Annotated in this window: 34 protein-coding genes; 1 reads left to right on the top strand and 33 read right to left on the bottom strand. The window is 40.1% G+C overall.

The window, feature by feature from the left end; translation table 11 throughout:
* From rplO to cysK, 32 genes are all read right to left on the bottom strand, one after another.
* Positions 1-441 carry a 50S ribosomal protein L15 gene (rplO, locus tag EDC37_RS04335; protein WP_132548549.1) on the bottom strand — a complete coding sequence of 147 codons (441 nt, stop codon included), beginning with the start codon at positions 439-441 and terminating at the stop codon, positions 1-3.
* 24 nt (positions 442-465) lie between these two features.
* Positions 466-651, bottom strand: coding sequence for a 50S ribosomal protein L30 (gene rpmD, locus EDC37_RS04340; protein ID WP_132548297.1), 186 nt, complete (start codon positions 649-651; stop codon positions 466-468).
* 13 nt (positions 652-664) lie between these two features.
* Positions 665-1,165 carry a 30S ribosomal protein S5 gene (gene rpsE, locus EDC37_RS04345; protein WP_132548299.1) on the bottom strand — a complete coding sequence of 167 codons (501 nt, stop codon included), beginning with the start codon at positions 1,163-1,165 and terminating at the stop codon, positions 665-667.
* A gap of 23 nt (positions 1,166-1,188) precedes the next feature.
* Positions 1,189-1,548 carry a 50S ribosomal protein L18 gene (rplR, locus tag EDC37_RS04350; protein ID WP_132548301.1) on the bottom strand — a complete coding sequence of 120 codons (360 nt, stop codon included), beginning with the start codon at positions 1,546-1,548 and terminating at the stop codon, positions 1,189-1,191.
* 27 nt (positions 1,549-1,575) lie between these two features.
* Positions 1,576-2,127 (bottom strand): 50S ribosomal protein L6, encoded by a 552-nt coding sequence (gene rplF, locus EDC37_RS04355; protein ID WP_132548303.1) that lies wholly within the window; start codon positions 2,125-2,127, stop codon positions 1,576-1,578.
* 24 nt (positions 2,128-2,151) lie between these two features.
* Entirely contained in the window at positions 2,152-2,550 is a 399-nt protein-coding gene (gene rpsH, locus EDC37_RS04360) for a 30S ribosomal protein S8 (protein ID WP_132548306.1), read from the bottom strand.
* A 29-nt stretch (positions 2,551-2,579) separates the two neighbouring features.
* A complete protein-coding gene (locus tag EDC37_RS04365) occupies positions 2,580-2,765 on the bottom strand; it encodes a type Z 30S ribosomal protein S14 (RefSeq protein WP_132548308.1) in 186 nt (61 codons plus the stop codon).
* 21 nt (positions 2,766-2,786) lie between these two features.
* Complete coding sequence (gene rplE, locus EDC37_RS04370) at positions 2,787-3,326, bottom strand: 50S ribosomal protein L5 (RefSeq protein ID WP_132548310.1); 540 nt, start codon at positions 3,324-3,326, stop codon at positions 2,787-2,789.
* Positions 3,327-3,347: 21 nt separating this feature from the next.
* Complete coding sequence (gene rplX / locus EDC37_RS04375) at positions 3,348-3,680, bottom strand: 50S ribosomal protein L24 (protein WP_132548312.1); 333 nt, start codon at positions 3,678-3,680, stop codon at positions 3,348-3,350.
* Between the two features lie 18 nt (positions 3,681-3,698).
* Positions 3,699-4,067, bottom strand: a complete 369-nt coding sequence (gene rplN, locus EDC37_RS04380; protein ID WP_132548314.1) for a 50S ribosomal protein L14 — start codon at positions 4,065-4,067, stop codon at positions 3,699-3,701.
* 40 nt (positions 4,068-4,107) lie between these two features.
* Positions 4,108-4,365: a 30S ribosomal protein S17 gene (gene rpsQ / locus EDC37_RS04385; protein ID WP_132548316.1), complete on the bottom strand. Its 258-nt coding sequence runs from the start codon at positions 4,363-4,365 to the stop codon at positions 4,108-4,110.
* A gap of 31 nt (positions 4,366-4,396) precedes the next feature.
* The gene (rpmC, locus tag EDC37_RS04390; RefSeq protein ID WP_132548318.1) at positions 4,397-4,597 is read right to left on the bottom strand and encodes a 50S ribosomal protein L29; all 201 of its coding nucleotides are present in this window, start codon (positions 4,595-4,597) and stop codon (positions 4,397-4,399) included.
* A complete protein-coding gene (rplP, locus tag EDC37_RS04395; protein WP_132548320.1) occupies positions 4,587-5,027 on the bottom strand; it encodes a 50S ribosomal protein L16 in 441 nt (146 codons plus the stop codon). The genes rpmC and rplP overlap by 11 nt, the downstream gene beginning before the upstream one ends.
* Positions 5,027-5,698: a 30S ribosomal protein S3 gene (gene rpsC, locus EDC37_RS04400; RefSeq protein WP_132548322.1), complete on the bottom strand. Its 672-nt coding sequence runs from the start codon at positions 5,696-5,698 to the stop codon at positions 5,027-5,029. Before rpsC ends, rplP begins: the two co-directional genes overlap by 1 nt.
* A 16-nt stretch (positions 5,699-5,714) precedes the next feature.
* Entirely contained in the window at positions 5,715-6,047 is a 333-nt protein-coding gene (rplV, locus tag EDC37_RS04405; RefSeq protein ID WP_132548324.1) for a 50S ribosomal protein L22, read from the bottom strand.
* Positions 6,048-6,068: 21 nt separating this feature from the next.
* Complete coding sequence (rpsS, locus tag EDC37_RS04410; RefSeq protein WP_132548326.1) at positions 6,069-6,350, bottom strand: 30S ribosomal protein S19; 282 nt, start codon at positions 6,348-6,350, stop codon at positions 6,069-6,071.
* Between the two features lie 53 nt (positions 6,351-6,403).
* Positions 6,404-7,243: a 50S ribosomal protein L2 gene (gene rplB, locus EDC37_RS04415; RefSeq protein WP_132548328.1), complete on the bottom strand. Its 840-nt coding sequence runs from the start codon at positions 7,241-7,243 to the stop codon at positions 6,404-6,406.
* 24 nt (positions 7,244-7,267) lie between these two features.
* On the bottom strand, positions 7,268-7,549 hold the full coding sequence (gene rplW, locus EDC37_RS04420) for a 50S ribosomal protein L23 (RefSeq protein ID WP_132548330.1): 282 nt from the start codon (positions 7,547-7,549) through the stop codon (positions 7,268-7,270).
* Positions 7,549-8,172, bottom strand: coding sequence for a 50S ribosomal protein L4 (gene rplD, locus EDC37_RS04425; protein WP_132548332.1), 624 nt, complete (start codon positions 8,170-8,172; stop codon positions 7,549-7,551). Before rplD ends, rplW begins: the two co-directional genes overlap by 1 nt.
* Before the next feature lie 24 nt (positions 8,173-8,196).
* A complete protein-coding gene (gene rplC / locus EDC37_RS04430) occupies positions 8,197-8,841 on the bottom strand; it encodes a 50S ribosomal protein L3 (protein ID WP_132548334.1) in 645 nt (214 codons plus the stop codon).
* 15 nt (positions 8,842-8,856) lie between these two features.
* The gene (gene rpsJ, locus EDC37_RS04435) at positions 8,857-9,168 is read right to left on the bottom strand and encodes a 30S ribosomal protein S10 (protein ID WP_132548336.1); all 312 of its coding nucleotides are present in this window, start codon (positions 9,166-9,168) and stop codon (positions 8,857-8,859) included.
* Between the two features lie 166 nt (positions 9,169-9,334).
* On the bottom strand, positions 9,335-10,522 hold the full coding sequence (tuf, locus tag EDC37_RS04440) for an elongation factor Tu (protein ID WP_132548338.1): 1,188 nt from the start codon (positions 10,520-10,522) through the stop codon (positions 9,335-9,337).
* A gap of 18 nt (positions 10,523-10,540) precedes the next feature.
* Entirely contained in the window at positions 10,541-12,619 is a 2,079-nt protein-coding gene (gene fusA / locus EDC37_RS04445; RefSeq protein WP_132548340.1) for an elongation factor G, read from the bottom strand.
* A gap of 26 nt (positions 12,620-12,645) precedes the next feature.
* Complete coding sequence (gene rpsG, locus EDC37_RS04450) at positions 12,646-13,116, bottom strand: 30S ribosomal protein S7 (RefSeq protein ID WP_132548342.1); 471 nt, start codon at positions 13,114-13,116, stop codon at positions 12,646-12,648.
* Between the two features lie 33 nt (positions 13,117-13,149).
* Positions 13,150-13,527, bottom strand: a complete 378-nt coding sequence (gene rpsL, locus EDC37_RS04455; protein ID WP_132548344.1) for a 30S ribosomal protein S12 — start codon at positions 13,525-13,527, stop codon at positions 13,150-13,152.
* A 49-nt stretch (positions 13,528-13,576) separates the two neighbouring features.
* Complete coding sequence (locus EDC37_RS04460) at positions 13,577-13,822, bottom strand: L7Ae/L30e/S12e/Gadd45 family ribosomal protein (RefSeq protein ID WP_132548346.1); 246 nt, start codon at positions 13,820-13,822, stop codon at positions 13,577-13,579.
* Positions 13,823-14,053: 231 nt separating this feature from the next.
* Positions 14,054-14,770 (bottom strand): amino acid ABC transporter ATP-binding protein, encoded by a 717-nt coding sequence (locus EDC37_RS04465; protein WP_132548348.1) that lies wholly within the window; start codon positions 14,768-14,770, stop codon positions 14,054-14,056.
* Positions 14,757-15,425, bottom strand: coding sequence for an amino acid ABC transporter permease (locus EDC37_RS04470; protein WP_132548350.1), 669 nt, complete (start codon positions 15,423-15,425; stop codon positions 14,757-14,759). The genes EDC37_RS04465 and EDC37_RS04470 overlap by 14 nt, the downstream gene beginning before the upstream one ends.
* 37 nt (positions 15,426-15,462) lie before the next feature.
* Positions 15,463-16,266: a basic amino acid ABC transporter substrate-binding protein gene (locus tag EDC37_RS04475; protein ID WP_132548352.1), complete on the bottom strand. Its 804-nt coding sequence runs from the start codon at positions 16,264-16,266 to the stop codon at positions 15,463-15,465.
* 128 nt (positions 16,267-16,394) lie between these two features.
* Entirely contained in the window at positions 16,395-16,679 is a 285-nt protein-coding gene (locus EDC37_RS04480; protein WP_132548354.1) for a zinc-ribbon domain containing protein, read from the bottom strand.
* Between the two features lie 110 nt (positions 16,680-16,789).
* The gene (locus EDC37_RS12265) at positions 16,790-16,975 is read right to left on the bottom strand and encodes a YjfB family protein (protein WP_165874452.1); all 186 of its coding nucleotides are present in this window, start codon (positions 16,973-16,975) and stop codon (positions 16,790-16,792) included.
* Positions 16,976-17,179: 204 nt separating this feature from the next.
* Positions 17,180-18,112 carry a cysteine synthase A gene (gene cysK, locus EDC37_RS04490; RefSeq protein WP_132548358.1) on the bottom strand — a complete coding sequence of 311 codons (933 nt, stop codon included), beginning with the start codon at positions 18,110-18,112 and terminating at the stop codon, positions 17,180-17,182.
* A gap of 364 nt (positions 18,113-18,476) precedes the next feature.
* Between cysK and EDC37_RS04495 the strand changes: the two genes are divergently transcribed.
* Positions 18,477-19,835, top strand: coding sequence for an MFS transporter (locus EDC37_RS04495; RefSeq protein ID WP_132548360.1), 1,359 nt, complete (start codon positions 18,477-18,479; stop codon positions 19,833-19,835).
* Here the strand turns inward: EDC37_RS04495 and EDC37_RS04500 are convergent.
* Entirely contained in the window at positions 19,832-20,086 is a 255-nt protein-coding gene (locus tag EDC37_RS04500; protein ID WP_196589751.1) for a hypothetical protein, read from the bottom strand. The two genes, EDC37_RS04495 and EDC37_RS04500, sit on opposite strands and share 4 nt — an antisense overlap.
* Positions 20,087-20,224 lie beyond the last annotated feature (138 nt).

Consider the following 20,224-nt stretch of genomic DNA (forward strand, 5'->3'; position numbering starts at 1 on the left):
TTAGATCACCTCAATTTGCCCGCCTGCTGCCTTGATCTTTTCTTCAGCAGACTTTGTAAATCCCTGTGCCCTAACAGTAAGTTTTTTTGTTATTTCGCCATTACCGAGAATCCGAATACCATCATGTACGTTCTTCAATATTCCAGATTCCACTAAAGCAACTGCATCAACTACGCTGCCATCTTCAAAACGATCCAGCATACAAATATTAACTTGCGCATATTTTTTTGCAAAAATATTTTTGAAACCACGTTTTGGTAATCTGCGGTATAACGGCATCTGACCGCCTTCAAAACCGGTACGGACACCACCACCGGAGCGGGAGTTCTGACCTTTATGACCGCGCCCAGCAGTTTTACCTAAACCAGAACCAAGACCACGGCCGATACGAGTACGTGTTTTCTTAGAACCCGGAGCAGGAGATAATTCATGTAAATTCATAGTCACCTGGCACCCCCTTTTTCATTATGCATTAATTTCTTCTACTTTTATAAGATGTTCTACTTTATGGAGCATACCGCGAATAGCTGGATTATCATCCTTTTCCACCACGGAACTAATTTTCTTTAAGCCTAATGCTTTAACAGTCGCACGCTGATCTTGCGGATGACCGATAAGGCTACGGGTAAGAGTAACTTTCAGTTTTGCCATTGAAATAACCTCCTTAACCCAAAAGTTCCTGAACAGTTTTACCGCGCAACTGCGCAACTGTTTCTGCTTTTTTCAATTGATCCAACCCACAAATAGTAGCACGTACCATATTATTAGGATTAGATGAACCAAGTGATTTCGTTAAGATATCACCGATACCGCACAATTCCAATACCGCACGAGCAGGGCCACCGGCAATAACGCCAGTACCTTTTGCTGCTGGTTTCAAAAGAACTCTTCCTGCGCCGAAAATACCTGTAACCTGATGCGGAATTGTTTTTTCTACTAACGATACTGTGATAATATTTTTCTTTGCATCTTCAATGCCTTTTCTGATTGCTTCCGGTACTTCTCCGGCTTTGCCAAGTCCTGCGCCAACATGACCGTTTTTATCACCGACGACAACCAAAGCACTGAAAGAAAAGCGACGACCGCCTTTTACAACTTTGGCAACACGATTTATATAAACGACTTTTTCCTGTAACTCAAGCGCATTAGCATCTATTCTGGCCATCAATTAACCTCCTGTTCTATAAATTAGAATTTAAGTCCTGCTTCACGAGCTGCGTCAGCTAAAGCCGCTATACGACCATGATATACATATCCGCTACGGTCAAACACAACTTCAGTGATGCCTTTATCTATAGCGGATTTTGCAACTGCAGCGCCAACAGCTTTTGCTGCTTCTACGTTTCCGCCATAATTTGCAAAATCCTTATCTTTTGAACTAGCCGCAGCCAATGTAACACCATTCACGTCATCAATAATCTGTGCATATATATTACTGAGACTACGAAATACATTCAACCGAGGTCTTGCAGCCGTACCGGACACACGATTGCGTACGCGTAAATGACGCTTTTGACGAGCCTTGTTCTTATCTTGCTTTTTAAACACGCCAATTGCTCCTTTCTCTTAAAAAAATCATTTAGCTCCCTTGCCGCCGGCCTTACCGACCTTACGACGAATGTGTTCATTTTCATACTTAATGCCCTTGCCTTTATAAGGTTCCGGTTCTCTATAACCGCGAATCTTAGCAGCAACTTCGCCAACGACTTCTTTATCAACACCGGATACAACGATTTTGTTAGGAGCCGGAGCAGCAAGAGTAATTCCTGCTGGTGGTTCAACTACTACAGGGTGAGAAAAGCCTAATGAAAGATTAAGATTTTTCCCCTGCTGGGTAGCTCTATAACCTACACCATTGATTTCAAGACTTTTAGTAAATCCTTCGGTCACACCTATAACCATGTTATGAACCAGGCTGCGTGTAAGACCGTGTAATGCTCTATGATTTTTATCGTCGGAAGGACGCTGTACAGTGACAACATTACCTTCAACTATTACTTTTATATCTTTATGGCACGTACGAGACAATTCACCTTTCGGTCCTTTTACAACTACATGATTATTATCATCAACTGTAACTGTAACACCATTAGGGATCTCAATAGGTGCTTTACCTATTCTTGACATTTGTACACCTCCCAGTTCTAAAAATTACCAAACGTAAGCTAATATTTCGCCGCCAACTCCTGTGCTGCGAGCCTTTTTATCACTCATAATACCTTTTGATGTAGATATTATTGCAATACCAAGTCCACCCAGAACGCGCGGTAGCTGATCTTTTTTTACATAAGTACGAAGGCCAGGACGAGAAATACGTTTTAAACCGGTTATTACGTGTTCATTATCAGGACCATATTTCAGTTTAATAGTAAGTACACCCTGCTTATTGTCTTGTGTAAAAGTATAATCTTTTATAAAGCCTTCTTCTTTTAAAACATCAGCAATAGCTTTTTTGATATTAGAACCAGGAATTTCAACTTTTTCATGTAAAACAGAGTTTGCATTGCGCAAACGTGTAAGCATATCTGCAATCGGATCAGTCATTCCCATAAAATCGATATCCTCCTTTCTTTCTAACTTTACCAGCTGGCTTTCGTTACACCAGGGATTGCGCCTTTATAACTTTGTTCTCTAAAACAAATACGGCACATATCAAATTTACGCATATAACCGTGCGGACGGCCACAAATTTTACATCTATTATATTGACGAACTTTGTATTTTGGTTCTTTGCTCCATTTTTCGATCAATGCCTTTTTGGCCATTAAAAACTATACCTCCTCTTTTTATGCGCTGAACGGCATCCCCAAAAGGCGGAGAAGTTCTTTGGCCTCTTCGTCGGTTTTCGCCGTTGTTACAACTATAATGTTCATACCACGGATTTTATCGATTTTATCATATTCGATTTCCGGGAAAATCAATTGTTCTTTAAGTCCTACTGAATAATTACCACGTCCGTCAAAAGCTTTTCCACTTACACCACGGAAGTCACGAACGCGCGGCAGTGCAATGTTTACGAACTTGTCAAGGAATTGATACATGCGTACACCGCGTAAAGTAACTTTACAACCGATAGGCATACCAACACGTAATTTCCATGCAGCTAAAGATTTTTTAGCTCTGGTAAGTACTGGTTTCTGCCCCGCAATGATAGTCAAATCTCCAACAGCAGCATCAAGTGCTTTTGAATTGCCAACGGCTTCACCAACACCCATGTTAATAACAATCTTTGCCACTTTCGGCAACTGCATAACATTTTTATAACCAAATTTTTCGGTCAAAGCCGGTACTACTTCTTTTAAATACTTTTCCTGCAATCTATCCACCAATATTGCCTCCTTCCCTTATTATTTTGTCTGATCCAAAAGTTCGCCGCATTTCTTGCATACACGAACCATTTTCCCATCGACTAATTTTTTAGCTATACGGGTAGGTTTGGAGCATGCTGGGCATACAATCATGACTTTAGATGCATGCATAGGTGCTTCCTTAGGAATAATTCCGCCTTTAGGAACGTTTTGATTAGGCTTTGTATGGCGTTTTACTTTATTTATTCCTTCGACTACAACTTTATCTTTTTTAGGCAGAGCCTGCAAAATCTTTCCCTGCTTGCCCTTATCTTTACCGGATAATACGAGGACCGTATCACCTTTTTTTACTTTTAACTTATATTGCGACAATCTTGCACCTCCTCATCATTAAAGTACTTCTGGCGCCAATGAGATGATTTTCATAAAATCTTTGTCACGCAATTCTCTGGCTACAGGTCCAAAAATACGGGTTCCCCTAGGGGTTCTATCATCTTTTATAATTACAGCTGCATTTTCATCAAAACGGATGTAGGATCCATCTTTTCTTCTGAGTCCTTTTTTCGTACGTACAACCACAGCTTTAACGACATCCCCTTTTTTTACCATACCACCAGGAGATGCAGATTTTATTGCGGCGACGATTACATCACCGATGTTGGCGTACTTACGATAAGAACCGCCCATAACACGGATGCACATTATTTCTTTTGCTCCAGTGTTATCGCCAACATTAAGCATTGTCTGTTGTTGGATCAATTGCTTTACCTCCTTTATTAAAATCCTTCGGCTTTAATCTTTATTTTGCCCGTTCAAGAATTTTAACGACTCTCCAGCGTTTATCTTTAGATAACGGACGTGTTTCCATGAGAGAAACGGTATCGCCGATATGGGCATCGTTGTTTTCATCATGAGCTTTAAATTTAACCGTCTTCTTTATAGATTTCTTATAAAGAGCATGCTGTTCAAGATCTTCAACAGCTACTACAACGGTTTTTTCCATTTTATCACTTACGACTTTACCAATCTTAGTCTTGCGTTCATTTCTTTCACTCATAAAAGAGCCTCCTTCCTTATGCATATCATCATCAAGCATTAGCCTTTAATTCCTGCTCACGCTGAATTGTTTTAACACGGGCAATTGTCTTTTTAATATCTTTGATACGCATAGGATTTTCAAGCTGGCCTGTGGCAAGCTGAAATCTCAAATTGAAGAGCTCTTCTTTAAGTGAAGCAAGTTTCTGGTTAAGTTCGCCGTCACTCATATCACGTATATCTTTAACCTTCATTTACTTCACCGCCCTCTTGCTGTTCTTCACGTTTTACAAATTTGGTCTTTATTGGCAGCTTATGCCCTGCAAGACGCATGGCTTCTTTTGCTATTTCTTCCGTTACGCCGCCCATTTCAAACAACACACGGCCCGGTTTTACTACTGCTACCCAGTATTCCGGCGAACCTTTACCACTACCCATACGTGTTTCAGCAGGTTTTGCAGTTACCGGTTTATCCGGGAAAATCTTAATCCAAACTTGTCCGCCACGTTTAACATAACGTGTCATTGCAATACGAGCAGCTTCAATCTGGCGGTTGGTGATCCATGCTGATTCAAGTGCCTGAAGACCATATTCACCATGTGACACTTTATTGCCACGATGAGCTTTACCCCTCATATTACCACGGAATTGTTTACGGAATTTTGTTCTCTTTGGTATTAACATTAAGCTTCGCTCCCTTCAGCTGCGACCTTAACAGGCTGCTTCTTTTCTGGAAGGATTTCGCCTTTAAATATCCACACTTTTACGCCAATACGACCATAAGTTGTATGTGCTTCAGCTGTCCCATAATCAATATCAGCTCTTAATGTATGAAGTGGAATACTGCCTTCACGATAAGATTCTCTTCTAGCGATTTCAGCACCGCCAAGACGTCCGCCAACAGTAATTTTAATACCTTTGGCTCCCATACGAATGGTGCGTCCCACAGACTGCTTCATAGCACGACGGAATGCAATACGGCGTTCAAGCTGTGATGCAATATTTTCAGCAACAAGGGTTGCATCCATATCCGGCTGTTTAATTTCAGCGATATTAATATCTACGTGCTTTGTGGTTAACTTCTTCAGGCTGTTTTTGATTTGTTCTATTCCTGAGCCGCCACGACCAATTACCATACCAGGTTTTGCGGTATGAATTGTAAGTTTAAGACGATTTTTGGAACGTTCAGTTTCAATTTTTGATACTCCGCTTTGTTGAAGACTATCTTTAAGATATTCGCGGATCTTTATATCTTCATATAAATTTGCTGCGTAATCTTTGTCAGCATACCACTTGGCATCCCATGTCTTGACGATGCCAATACGCATGCCATGCGGATTAACTTTCTGACCCAAATCTATTACCTCCTTTTTATTTTTCTTTGACTATAACTGTAACATGTGATGTGCGCTTTAAAATTTTGAATGCCTGTCCACGAGAACGCGGATGGATGCGTTTCAAGGTAGGTCCCTGATCAACATATGCTTCTGCTACATAAAGAGCATCAACATTCATATCAAAATTATTTTCAGCATTTGCTACAGCTGATTTTAATACTTTATTAACTACATCAGCGCCTATTTTAGGCGTAAATTTTAAAACTGCAAAAGCTTCTGCCACATTCTTACCGCGAATGAGGTCTATAACCACGCGAGCTTTGCGCGGAGCAATTCGAATATATTTTGCTGTTGCCTTAGCTTCCACTAAAGTTCCTCCTTTCGGCAGTTATTTTAAAACGGTCTTGCGTTCTTCCCCAGAATGACCTTTAAAAGTACGCGTAGGTGCAAATTCACCTAACTTATGTCCGACCATATCTTCAGTTATATATACAGGCACATGTTTACGACCATCATGCACAGCAATCGTATATCCCACAAACGCCGGCAAAATAGTTGAACTTCTTGACCATGTTTTTATGACTTTTTTTTCATTGCTTGCATTCATCGCATCGATTTTTTTAACAACGCTCTGATGTACATAAGGTCCTTTTTTAACTGATCTTGACAAAATGCATCCTCCTTTCAACCATCTAGTCTGCAGCGAAATATATGCTGCTTATATTATTTATCACGTTTGCTTACGCGATGTTTAACAATAAGTTTATCGGACGGTTTTCTACGGCGTGTTTTAGCACCCATTGCGCATTTACCCCATTTAGTTACAGGATGTTTACGACCAACAGGGCTTCTACCTTCCCCACCACCATGTGGATGGTCATTCGGGTTCATCGCGACACCACGGTTAGCCGGGCGAATACCAAGCCAGCGTGAGCGACCTGCCTTACCAATAGAAATATTTTCATGTTCAAGATTGCCAATCTGGCCGATAGTTGCACGACAATTTATATGCACTTTACGGATTTCGCCTGAAGGCATACGCAAAAGAGCATAATTGCCTTCCTTCGCCATAAGCTGAGCGCCTGCTCCAGCGGAACGAACTAACTGTCCGCCTTTACCAATCTTAAGTTCAACATTATGGATCATTGAACCAACTGGAATATTAACTATAGGCAATGCATTACCTGGTTTTATATCAGCGTCTGGTCCGGATACGACGGTATCGCCGACTTTCAATCCATTAGGTGCAAGGATGTAACGTTTTTCACCATCAGCATAATTCAACAGAGCAATACGGGCACTGCGATTTGGATCGTATTCAATAGTTGCTACACGAGCCGGAACAGTATCTTTATTACGTTTAAAATCAATTATACGATAAAGACGTTTATGTCCACCGCCTTGATGTCTTACTGTCAAACGACCATGCATATTGCGGCCGCCTGTTTTCTTTAATTCTTCCAACAGTGATTTTTCTGGTTTATCAGTTGTTATTTCTTCAAAAGAAGATACGGTCATAAATCTTCTTCCTGGGGAATACGGTTTAAACTTTTTTATTGCCACTTCATTTACCTCCTTTTCTTCAAGTTACGCTTCGAAGAATTCAATTGTTTCTCCTGCAGCGAGCTTTACGATTGCTTTTTTATAATCGGCGCGTTTGCCAATGTTACGGCCCATACGTTTCATTTTACCAGTAACATTTATGGTATTTACATCCGTTACTTTTACTTTGAAAATTTCTTCAACCGCTTTGCTAATTTCAACTTTGTTAGCTCTTTTATCAACCTTAAAAACATATTTCCCCTGAGCCATCAAATCTGTTGATCTTTCTGTTACAAGCGGTTTTATTATAATATCTCTTGCATCCATTATGCCAATACCTCCTCAACACGGGTAACAGCATCTTTCGTGATGAAAAGCTTATTATGATTTAAAATATCATAAACATTCAATCCACTGGAATTTATTGCTTTCACACCCGGAATATTACGGGAAGATTTTTCCACATTTTCAGCAAAATCAGCAGTTATAAAAAGTGCTTTACCATCGACGCTGAAATCCTTAAGTAATTTTACAACATCTTTTGTTTTCGGTGCTGCAAAATCAAGATTTTCAAGTACGACTATATTTTTGCCGTTAACTTTATCTGTAAGTGCGCACTTAATAGCCAAGCGACGCTGTTTACGAGGCATGGAGAATGCATAAGAGCGAGGATGCGGTCCAAAAATAGTACCGCCGCCAACCCATATTGGAGAACGGGTGCTGCCGCTTCTTGCACGGCCAGTGCCTTTTTGCCGCCAAGGTTTACGGCCACCGCCACGAACAAAACCTCTTGTCTTCGTAGCATGTGTGCCCAAGCGTTGAGCTGCAAGCTGCATAACAACGGCTTGATGCACCAGACCTTCATTTATTTCAACACCGAATACATTTTCTGCCAGCTGTACGTCGCCGACTTTTTGTCCGGTCATATTAAATACTTCTACTGTAGGCATATTACCTCTTTATCCTCCTTCCAATTATTTTTTATTTGGTTTGACTGTTTCTTTTATCATTACAAAACTATTTGTTGCTCCAGGTATAGCACCTTTTACAAGTAAAAGATTGCGATCTTTATCAACCCGAACAATGCTAAGACGCTGTATGGTAACCTGATCTGCACCCATTCGTCCTGGCAGTTTTTTACCTTTTAGTACGCGTCCACCATGACCACTGATCATAGCACCTGTAGAACCAGGTTCACGATGTGATTTAGAACCATGCTTCATCGGACCACATGCAAAATTATGACGTTTAATACCGCCAGCAAAACCTTTGCCTTTTGATATTCCGACTACATCTACCAAATCACCTTCAGTAAATATATCAACATTGATTGTATCACCAACGTTATATTCAGAAGCATCAGCCAAACGAACTTCACGGATATATTTCACCGGAGTCGCTCCAGCTTTAGAAAAATGACCATGCATAGGTTTGGTTACTTTCTTTTCTTTCTTTTCACCAAAACCAAGTTGTACTGCATTATAACCATCATTTTCCATTGTTCTATTTTGAAGCACAACATTTTTACCGGATTCAACTACTGTAACGGGTATTACTCCGCCTTCTTCGGTAAAAATCTGAGTCATGCCGAGTTTTTTACCTAAAATTGCTTTTGCCACGTTTGCCACCTCCTATTACAATTTAATTTCGATATCCACACCAGCCGGTAAATCTAAACGCATTAAAGCATCAACTGTCTTCGATGTAGGTTCTAAAATATCAATAAGACGTTTATGTGTTCTCATTTCAAACTGTTCACGAGAATCTTTATTTACATGTGGAGATCTTAAAATTGTATAGATATTTTTTTCGGTAGGCAAGGGAATCGGACCGGAAACCATAGCACCGGTTCTTTTGGCAGTTTCAACTATCTTAACGGCACTCTGATCAAGAGCCTTGTGATCATAAGCCTTTAAACGAATACGTATTTTTTGTTGTTTGGACAAAATAATTCCTCCTTATCGCCTGGATTCTATGATCCGGACATTTCTCTGCATTAGTTACCTCGTCCAACAAAACGAGCAATCTAACACATCATCGCATTGGACAAAAAAAAGCCTTATATAAGGGCGGCGAAACGCCGCCCTTATATAAACTTTATATTCTTTGAAGTTACTCAGCAATTTCAATTACACGGCCGGCACCAACTGTATGGCCGCCTTCACGAATAGCGAAACGCAAACCCTTTTCAATAGCGATTGGGGTAATGAGTTCGATATCCATTTCGATATTATCACCAGGCATAACCATTTCTGTACCTTCAGGCAATTTTACAACGCCAGTAACATCTGTCGTGCGGAAATAAAACTGCGGACGATAGTTGGAGAAGAACGGAGTATGACGGCCGCCTTCATCTTTAGTCAGTACATATACCTGAGCTTTAAATTTGGTATGCGGATGAATTGTACCAGGTTTAGCAAGAACCTGTCCACGTTCGATTTCAGTACGGTCAATACCACGCAGAAGTGCGCCGATATTATCACCAGCAACAGCGGTATCCATGCTCTTACGGAACATTTCAATACCAGTTACTGTTGTTGATTTTCTTTCATTGGAAAGACCAATGATTTCTACAACATCATTTAATTTGAGTTCACCACGTTCAACACGGCCAGTAGCAACAGTACCACGACCAGTAATGGTAAATACATCTTCAACTGGCATCAAGAAAGGTTTATCTGTATCACGGGTAGGTGTAGGGATATAATCATCTACAGCATCCATGAGTTCAAGAATTTTCTTTTCTGCTTCAGGATCGCCTTCAAGAGCTTTTAAAGCAGAACCAGTTATAACTGGAATGTCATCACCTGGGAAGTCATAAGAAGAAAGAAGTTCGCGAACTTCCATTTCAACGAGTTCCAAAAGTTCAGGATCATCAACTTGGTCAGCTTTATTAAGGAATACAACCATTGCAGGAACGCCAACCTGACGAGCGAGCAGAATATGTTCACGAGTCTGTGGCATAGGACCATCAGCAGCACTAACAACCAGAATAGCACCATCCATCTGTGCAGCACCAGTAATCATGTTCTTTACATAGTCAGCATGGCCCGGGCAGTCAACATGTGCATAATGTCTTTTAGCAGTTTCATATTCAACATGTGCTGTATTAATTGTAATACCACGTTCACGTTCTTCTGGAGCTTTGTCAATCATACTATAGTCTTCAAATTGAGCAAGACCTTTTTTGGAAAGCACTTTCGTAATAGCAGCTGTAAGAGTTGTCTTACCATGGTCAACATGACCGATAGTACCAATATTAACATGTGGTTTAGTTCTTTCAAACTTTTGTTTTGCCATTGTGAGTAATTTCCTCCCTTATTCACCTTTGTTTTTTGAAACAATAGCATCTGATATATTTCTAGGAACTTCTTCATAATGAGAAACTTCCATTGAATAGTTCCCACGACCCTGTGTTCTAGAGCGTAAATCAGTAGCATAGCCAAACATTTCAGAAAGAGGTACCGTACCGTTAATGACTTGTACGCCATTACGCGGTTCCATTCCTTCAATGCGGCCACGGCGAGAATTAAGATCGCCGATTACATCGCCCATATAATCTTCCGGAACAGTAACTTCAACCTTAACATAAGGTTCCAGCAGTACCGGATCAGCTTTTTGTGCGCCATTTTTAAATGCCATAGAGCCAGCAATTTTAAATGCCATTTCTGATGAATCGACTTCATGGTACGAACCATCATACACAATAGCTTTGATGTCAACCATTGGATAACCGGCTACTACGCCGTTTTCCATAGCTTCTTTAACACCATTTTCGATTGGGTTGATATATTCCTTAGGAATAGCACCGCCAACAATCTTGCTTTCAAAAGAGAAACCTGCGCCTGGTTCTTGTGGAATAAGTTCAAGCCAGCAATGACCGTATTGTCCTTTACCACCAGATTGGCGAATAAATTTACCTTCAGCTTTGACGTTTTTCTTTATAGTTTCACGATAAGCGACCTGCGGTTTACCAACAGTGCATTCTACTTTGAATTCGCGTAACATACGATCAACAATTATTTCCAGATGAAGTTCTCCCATCCCTGATATAATTGTTTGTCCAGTTTCCTGGTCGGTTGCAACGCGGAAGGTAGGATCTTCTTCTGCTAGTTTCTGGAGAGCTATCCCCATCTTTTCCTGGTCAACTTTTGTTTTTGGTTCAACAGCGACGGAAATAACCGGGTCCGGGAATTCCATGGATTCAAGAACTATCGGATTCTTTTCATCGCAGAGTGTATCACCTGTTGTCGTATCCTTAAGTCCAACTGCAGCAGCGATATCACCACTGTACACGATATCAAGTTCTTTACGATGATTAGCATGCATCTGTAAAATACGGCCGATACGTTCTTTTTTATCTTTTGTAGAATTATATACATAAGAGCCAGCAGACAATGTACCAGAGTATACACGGAAGAACGCAAGTTTGCCGACAAATGGATCAGCCATAATTTTAAAGGCCAATGCAGAAAAAGGTTCTTCATCACTTGCATCACGTTTGGCTTCTTCGCCTGTATCCGGATTTGTTCCTTTTATAGCAGGAATATCTGTAGGTGCAGGCATGAAAGCAATAACAGCATCCAGCATTGGCTGTATGCCCTTATTCTTATAAGAAGAACCGCAAACTACCGGGCAAATTTTACATTCTACTGTAGCTTTTCTTATTGTCTTTCTAATTTCATCTTCAGTAATTTCTCCGCCTTCAAGATATTTCATCATGAAGTCGTCATCAGTTTCAGCAATAACGTCCAGCATCTTCTGACGGTATTCTTCAGCCTTTTCCTTTAAGTCATCAGGAATAGGTCCGAAGGTTTCCAGTTTGCCTTCTTTATCTTCATAAAGAATAGCTTCCATCTTTATAAGATCAATCATGCCACGAAAACCTTCTTCAGCTCCGATAGGAATCTGAATAGGAACAGGATTAGCGTGCAGACGATCAACCATCATCTGGATAACGTTGTAAAAATCAGCACCAACAATATCCATCTTGTTCACATAAACCATACGCGGTACATTGTAGCGTTCAGCTTGGCGCCAAACGGTTTCGGATTGTGGTTCAACACCACTTTTTCCGGAAAGGACTGTTACGGCCCCATCAAGTACTTTTAACGAACGTTCAACTTCTACTGTGAAGTCCACGTGACCGGGTGTATCTATAATATTGATACGATGCCCCTTCCAATGGCAGGTAGTAGCAGCAGAGGTAATAGTTATTCCTCTTTCCTGTTCCTGTGCCATCCAGTCCATAGTCGCTGCGCCGTCATGGACTTCGCCGATCTTATGAACAATGCCAGTGTAGAACAGTATACGTTCGGTCGTAGTGGTTTTTCCAGCATCAATATGTGCAATGATACCTATATTGCGAGTTTTTTCAAGGGAAAACTCTCTAGCCACTTACATCGCTCCTTGTTCTCTAAAAATTACCAACGATAATGAGCGAATGCTTTGTTAGCTTCCGCCATCTTGTGAGTATCTTCTTTTTTCTTAATAGCAGCACCAGTATTGTTAGCTGCATCCATCAATTCGCCCGACAATCTTTCATTCATTGTCGTTTCGCCACGCAAACGGGCGTAACTTACCAGCCAGCGTATGCCAAGTGTCATGCGGCGGTCTGGACGAACTTCAACCGGTACTTGGTAGTTAGCACCACCAACACGGCGAGCACGAACTTCTAAAACAGGCATTACATTATTAAGTGCAGTTTCAAAAACTTCTAATGGATCTTTTCCTGTCTTATCTTTAATGCGGTCAAATGCATCATACACAACTTGTTCCGCAACACTTTTCTTACCAGAAAGCATTATTTTATTAATGAATTTTGTCACCTTTTTGGATTTGTAAACCGGATCCGGCAACACATCACGTTTAGGTACAGGACCTTTTCTCGGCATCTATGTCCCTCCTTGTTATTAATCATTTTTTAATTATTTTTTCTTACCACGTTTAGCACCATATTTGCTTCTACCTTGTGCACGGTCTTGGACTCCTGCTGTATCAAGTGAACCACGAATGATATGGTAACGGACACCTGGCAAGTCTTTTACACGACCGCCACGAATCAAAACAACGCTATGTTCCTGAAGATTATGTCCAATCCCGGGAATATAAGCTGTAACCTCGATGCTATTAGTTAAACGGACACGGGCAACTTTGCGCAATGCGGAGTTAGGCTTCTTTGGGGTAGTTGTATAAACCCTGGTGCAAACGCCACGTTTCTGCGGGCAGTTTTTAAGTGCCGGAGCCGTAGATTTTTCCTGCATGCTCTGTCTGCTTTTTCTGATCAACTGATTAATTGTAGGCATACATGCACCTCCTTCCTAAAAGATAAAACCCTGAATAGGGCATATCGGCTTACTTGTTTATTATAGCTGCTGCTGCAGCGCCGACTTCAATCGAGTAGGCTTTACCAAGCTCTGCCATCGTAAATTTTGCCACCACTTTTGTTTCTTTTTCTTCGCATAAAATACGCAGTGGCTTCAAAACTCTGTCATCTGCGTCAATAGCCAAAAAAACATATTTTGCCAAACCGTTATTGACAGCTTTTGTAACTTGTTTAGTTCCAATAACCCGTTTTGCATTTTTTAGTTCTTCTAGCATTAGTATCACTCCTGTAACATTACCGCAGTTTTAGACACTCATATATATTACCATGACCAAAAACCTATGTCAACACTTTATTTATAAGTATTTTCGTGTACACGTTGCCTGGCGTATCACAGCGTTCTTAAATGCACAAAAACATTTGCTATTTTCCCCATATATTTCGCCTGTTCCAGAAGAAAGACAAATATAAAACCGCTGTGGTAAATCCCACAGCGGTAATAAAATTTATAAAACTTTTGACAAAAATAATTTTGTCCGGTCTTCTTTCGGATTTTCAAAAACAACTCGTGGTTGTCCTTGCTCTATTATCCTGCCATCATCGACAAACAATAATCTGCTTCCTACTTCCCGTGCAAAACCCATTTCATGGGTAACTATAACCATTGTCATGCCTTCTTCAGCCAAAGTGCGCATAACATCAAGAACTTCACCCACCATTTCAGGATCGAGGGCTGATGTCGGTTCATCAAACAGCATTGCCTTAGGGCGCATCGCTAAAGCCCTGGCTATAGCAACACGTTGCTGCTGTCCGCCTGACAGTTGGGCAGGATAAGCGTGCGCCTTATCTTTCAGCCCTACTCTTTCCAATAACGCGAACGCATCTTTTTCTGCAGTTTTCTTAGCAATATTTCTAACTTTCATGGGTGCAAGGGAAATGTTCTCCAATACATTCATATGCGGAAATAGATTAAAGCGTTGAAAAACCATGCCTATCTCAGAGCGGATTTTATTAATATCCGATTTTTGTAAATTCATACCGTCAATCAATACCTGGCCGCTGGTAGGTATTTCCAAATAGTTCATGCAGCGCAGCAAGGTGCTTTTTCCTGAACCGGAAGGTCCTATAATAACTACTACTTCGCTCTTCTTTATGTTCAGGTTAATTCCCTTCAAAACTTCAGTAGCCGCAAATGATTTATGCAGGTCCTTAACGTCTATCATTTTTTATATCGAACCTCCACTCCAGATAAGCTACCAATCGTGATATAGTGAGTGTCATTATAAGATAAAGGAATGCCACACTGAGCCATATTTCCAAAGATCCATAGGTTCTTGCTATCACAAGCTGGCCACGTCTGGTAAGTTCTTCAAAACCTATGACAGACACCAGCGAAGAATCCTTCAGCAACGCAATAAATTCATTGCCAAGTGGTGGTATAACACTTTTAAACGCCTGTGGTATTACAATGTAGCGCATTGTCTGCGGCCACGTAAGACCAAGGGATCTGCCAGCTTCCATTTGACCTTCATCAACAGCTTGTATGCCTGCACGAAAGATTTCTGCTACGTAAGCTCCGCTGTTTATGCCGCAAGCCGTAATAGCAGCAATCAACGGATTTATTTTTATCCCCAATGCAATAGGCAATGCAAAATATATCAAAAAGATCTGTACCAAAAGCGGTGTACCACGAATGAAGTCGACATAAATTGCCGCCAGCCATCTTATGGGTTTGACCTTGGTAACACGTGCTATCCCGACAAATAGTCCTATAACTATACCTATGCCAACGCTGATTAATGTTATCTTTATTGTAATCAGCGCACCAGCCAGTAAAAGTGGAAACGACTTAATTATTAAATCAAAATTAAAGCTCATATGGTCAACATCCTATATATTTTTTCGGTGCTGTTAATTATTTGTTATCTGTTGGTTCAGTGCCAAACCATTTTTTATAGATTTCATTATACTGTCCATTTTCTTTAAGCTTTTGAATGGCCTCATTAATTTTTGCAGCAAGTTCTGTATTATCCTTTTTCAATGCTATTCCATAACTTTCTGAAGTGAGTTTTTCACCAACGCGTTTCACCGTGCTATCACTATTTTTTACCATATAATAATCATTTACCGGTTTATCATTCAATACTGCATCAACATTTCCCGCCTTCAGTTCAAGAAAAGTATCTGCTGAGCTATTCATTTCTTTTACTTGCGCATTAGGAATTTTTTTGGCTTCTTCAGCTCCTGTAGTACCAATCTGGACAGCAATCTTCTTACCATTGAGATCGGCAAAAGAATTGATATCATTATTATCAGCTTTTACCATTGCGGTAAGACCTGAGTCATAGTACGGATCTGAAAATGTTACTTGTTGTTTGCGTTCATCAGTTATAGACATCCCCGAAATAGCAATATCTATATTACCACTTTGGAGTGCTGGTATAAGTCCGTCAAAAGCAATATTATTTATTTCTACATTAACTCCCATTTCCTTGCCAACAGCTCTTATGATATCCATATCAAACCCTTGATATTCATCACTGCCTTCTCCTTGAAACTCAAACGGAGCAAAGTCAGCATTAGTGCCAACCTTCAAAGCCTTTGCATCCCCTGAACCAGAAGAAGCATTATCGCTGCTGGTTGCATTGTCACCGCAACCGGCCGTCAGCATAGCTAGTCCCATAACAGCCGCTATACATAATAACATTATTTTTTTCATATCTAATCCTCCCAATCATAATTTACAATTTTATTATTAGTCATGTAAAAAGGAGCACGGTTAATGCCATGCTCCTTTGCCGATGCTATCCATACACATAATCGTTCATTATTGCTTACCACACAGTTTTACTTATGCAAAGCATTAAAGCAATCACGGCAATATACCGGCCGGTCAGATTTTGGTTCAAAGGGAACTTGTGTTTCTTGTCCACATTTTGCACAAACTACATTATACATTTTACGAGGTGCAGCCTGCCCATCGCGGTTGTGCCTTCTCGCCGTACGGCAGTCATGGCACCGTCCAGGTTCATTAGCAAAACCCTTTTCCGCATAAAATTCTTGTTCCCCTGCAGTAAAAATAAACTCTTTACCGCAATCTTTGCATACCAAAGTCTTGTCTTGATAATCCATCTGTAAAGTCTCCTTACATTTCAAGCCCGTTCGTTCTCCATCGCCGTAATATCAAGCTGTGCAAAATAGAACAAAATAAGCTTATCTAAATTTACGGCAAAGCCGTATGATCAAACGCTAAGATCTACATTAGTGCCAAGGTTTGGATCCGAGCCGACAGACATTTCAGTAATCATTTCAGCAGATGAATTCATATCATCAAAAACTTTGCCAAGAACAGATACACCCACACTTTCCTGTGTGCGTTCCTGACTTATACCAACTGACATGGCAGCAATACTCATACTAGTATCCATAATGAACATATCCTTTCGGCATAGATATCGCAAATCTGTTTTTATTATAAAGGAAGGCCAGTAAATTTGCAATAAAAATTCATTTTCTAACAGTAAATTCACAATAATAGAAATTCTTTTCTTAATCTTTTTATATAATCCTAGCAAAATCCCAGCAAAATACAAAAAACCGTGAGCCTAAAACCCACGGTTTCCTAACTTCTATTATTCGCTGAATAAAGCAGTGGACAAATACCGTTCACCTGTATCTGGAAGAATTGCCACTATTGTTTTGCCTTCATTTTCCGGTTTTTCTGCCAGCTGTACAGCCGCAGCAAATGCTGCCCCTGACGAAATGCCGACTAAAACACCTTCTGACTGTGAAAATTCACGACCATATTTGAATGCATCTTCATTGGAAATGGTTATAACTCCATCATAAATCTTAGTATCAAGCGTTTCAGGAATAAAACCTGCACCGATACCCTGAATTTTATGTGGGCCGGCTTTTCCTTCACTCAATACAGGTGAAGTTTTCGGTTCAACAGCATAAATCTTTATAGCCGGATTCTTTTCTTTTAAATATTTGCCTGTTCCTGAAAGGGTTCCACCTGTACCAACACCAGCAATAAATATATCAACTTTGCCATTTGCATCAGCCCAAATTTCAGGACCTGTAGTTTTGTAATGGGCTTTCGGATTTGCAGGATTTGTAAACTGCGATGGTATAAAAGAATTAGGTGTTTGCTTTGCCAATTCTTCAGCTTTTGCAATAGCGCCCTTCATTCCCGCTTTTCCATCAGTCAGTACAATCTGTGCGCCGTATGCTTTAAGTAAATTACGACGTTCAACACTCATTGTTTCCGGCATAGTTATTATTATTTTATATCTATGTGCGGCAGCAATAGCAGCTAAACCTATACCAGTGTTACCACTAGTAGGTTCTATGATAACAGAATTTGCCTTCAGGATACCACGTTTTTCTGCATCTTCAATCATTGATTTGGCAATACGGTCTTTAGTACTACCGGCTGGATTAAAATATTCCAATTTAGCAAGGATGTCTGCCTTCAAGCCATGATCTTTTATGTAATTGTTTGCCCGTAAAAGTGGTGTCCCACCAATAAGTTGTGTGATGCTGTCATATACTTTAGCCATTTAAATAACCTCCATTTATATTATTATTTTCAAATGATGATACTATTAGTTTTCTCACTAAAACCGTACATATGTATTCCAGAAATGTCTTGACAGAGACAAATAATCAAAAAAAGCCTGGAAGGATAAATTTCTGCATCCCTCCAAGCTTTTAGTTTTCTAATCAGCTTGCCACTTCTGCGTTCAATACGCATATCACGGTCTTCATATTTCTATAATGTGATTATAGCACTCATAAAAAACAAAGTCAAACATTTATTACCTACTATCTAAGATATTTCTGCTATTTTTTTTAATCCATTTAGTTGCTGATAAAACTATATTATAATAGGTACAAATATATTTACAATAGGTAGGTAATAGTATGGATGATAAAAAAGTTTTCATATCTGTATTGATAACATCTTTCTTTGGCCCGTTTATGGCAAGCTCTGTGAATGTTGCTATACCATCTATGGCTCTGGAATATGGTGTTAATGCAGAAAATTTGACTTGGGTATTGACTTTATTCTTATTAGGGGCTGTTGCCTTCTTACTGCCTTGCGGTAAGCTGGCCGACATAAAAGGTCGGCGGAAAATCTACCAAATTGGCTGTATTGGTGTAGCTTTAAGTACTCTCTTCTGCATTTTCACTTCCGACTTAAAAACATTGCTGCTATTTCGTTTTATCCAGGGAGTATGCATGTCCATGAATTTTTCCACCGGGATGGCCATGCTTATAGCCAGCAACCCACCGCAAAAGCGCGGACAAATAATTGGTTATTCTGCAGCCTGTGTATATCTCGGTCTTTCACTGGGTCCTGTTATCGGCGGTGCACTTACAGAATTTCTAGGCTGGCGTACCATTTTTATTTTTACTGCCGCAGGTATGTCAATGAGTATATATATAATGCACTTTGTAAAGCAAGAATGGTATGGCAACCAAAAAGAAAAGCTCGACATTCCCAGTTCTCTTCTTTATGCTCTGGCATCTTCATCAGTTTTATACGGATTATCTGATTATGTCAGCCATCCACTCATGAAATGGCTGGTTGTTTTAGGATTAATCTTCGGTGCGCTCTTTATTGCCAGACAAAAATATACCAAATACCCACTTTTTACTTTAAATTTATTTAAAAATACAATTTTTGCCATGTCCAATCTAGCCGCTCTTATTCATTACAGTGCAACTTTTGGCATTTCTTTCGTTCTGTCTTTATATTTACAGATTATCCGCGGATTAGATCCGCTTAACGCAGGTATCTTATTATTATTACAGCCAATAATGATGTCGATTTTATCTCCGTTTGCCGGAGCTTTGTCGGACAAATTTGAGCCCCGCCTAGTTGCATCTTCCGGCATGACGCTCACTGCTGCGGGGCTGTTCTCTTTTTCTACCATTGCAAATAATACATCGTTTTATTATATAGGAAGCATTTTATTGATTATCGGTATTGGGTTTGCTCTTTTTTCATCCCCCAACAATAACGCGATCATGGGATCTGTACAACCCGAATTTTATGGTGTGGCCTCCTCCATACTGGCTGCAATGCGCATGTTTGGGCAAGCGACCAGTATGGCAATTGTTTCTTTACTACTGTCTATATATACCACCAATATCATTCCCGCGGAATATCTTACTTCACTGCTCAGCGGTATGCAGCAAATTTTTCTTGTCTTAGCTATAACCTGCACTATAGGAATCTTTTGTTCAATGGTCAGGGGTGCGAAAAAAAATAACTAAAAGATGTTTTCCTTACCCTTACCGCATTCCATAAGCATACGTGCCAAAAGATACATACGTGGAACCACACTTGAAACCTTTGAACATTCTCGTTCGGTATGATTCTTGCCTCCTTTTACAGGCCCCAATCCATCGATTGCTACAGCTCCTGTTGCAGCAGCCCAATTTGCATCAGAAGAACCACCTGCTCCCACTGTACATAATTGTTTATCCAATTCACCATAAATATTTTGCGCGCACTTTATCAACAATACATTCCGTCTTATTTCAGGATTGCTACCGGCATGTGCAGTTTTACCAAAAACTTCCAGTTAAAATTATTTTGTGATGCTTCGTCATTGTATTTATTTATTACTCATGCTATACTTATAAAGTTAATAATTAATTTA

This window comes from Pectinatus cerevisiiphilus, assembly GCF_004341685.1.
Classification (GTDB): Bacteria; Bacillota; Negativicutes; order Selenomonadales; family Selenomonadaceae; genus Pectinatus; species Pectinatus cerevisiiphilus.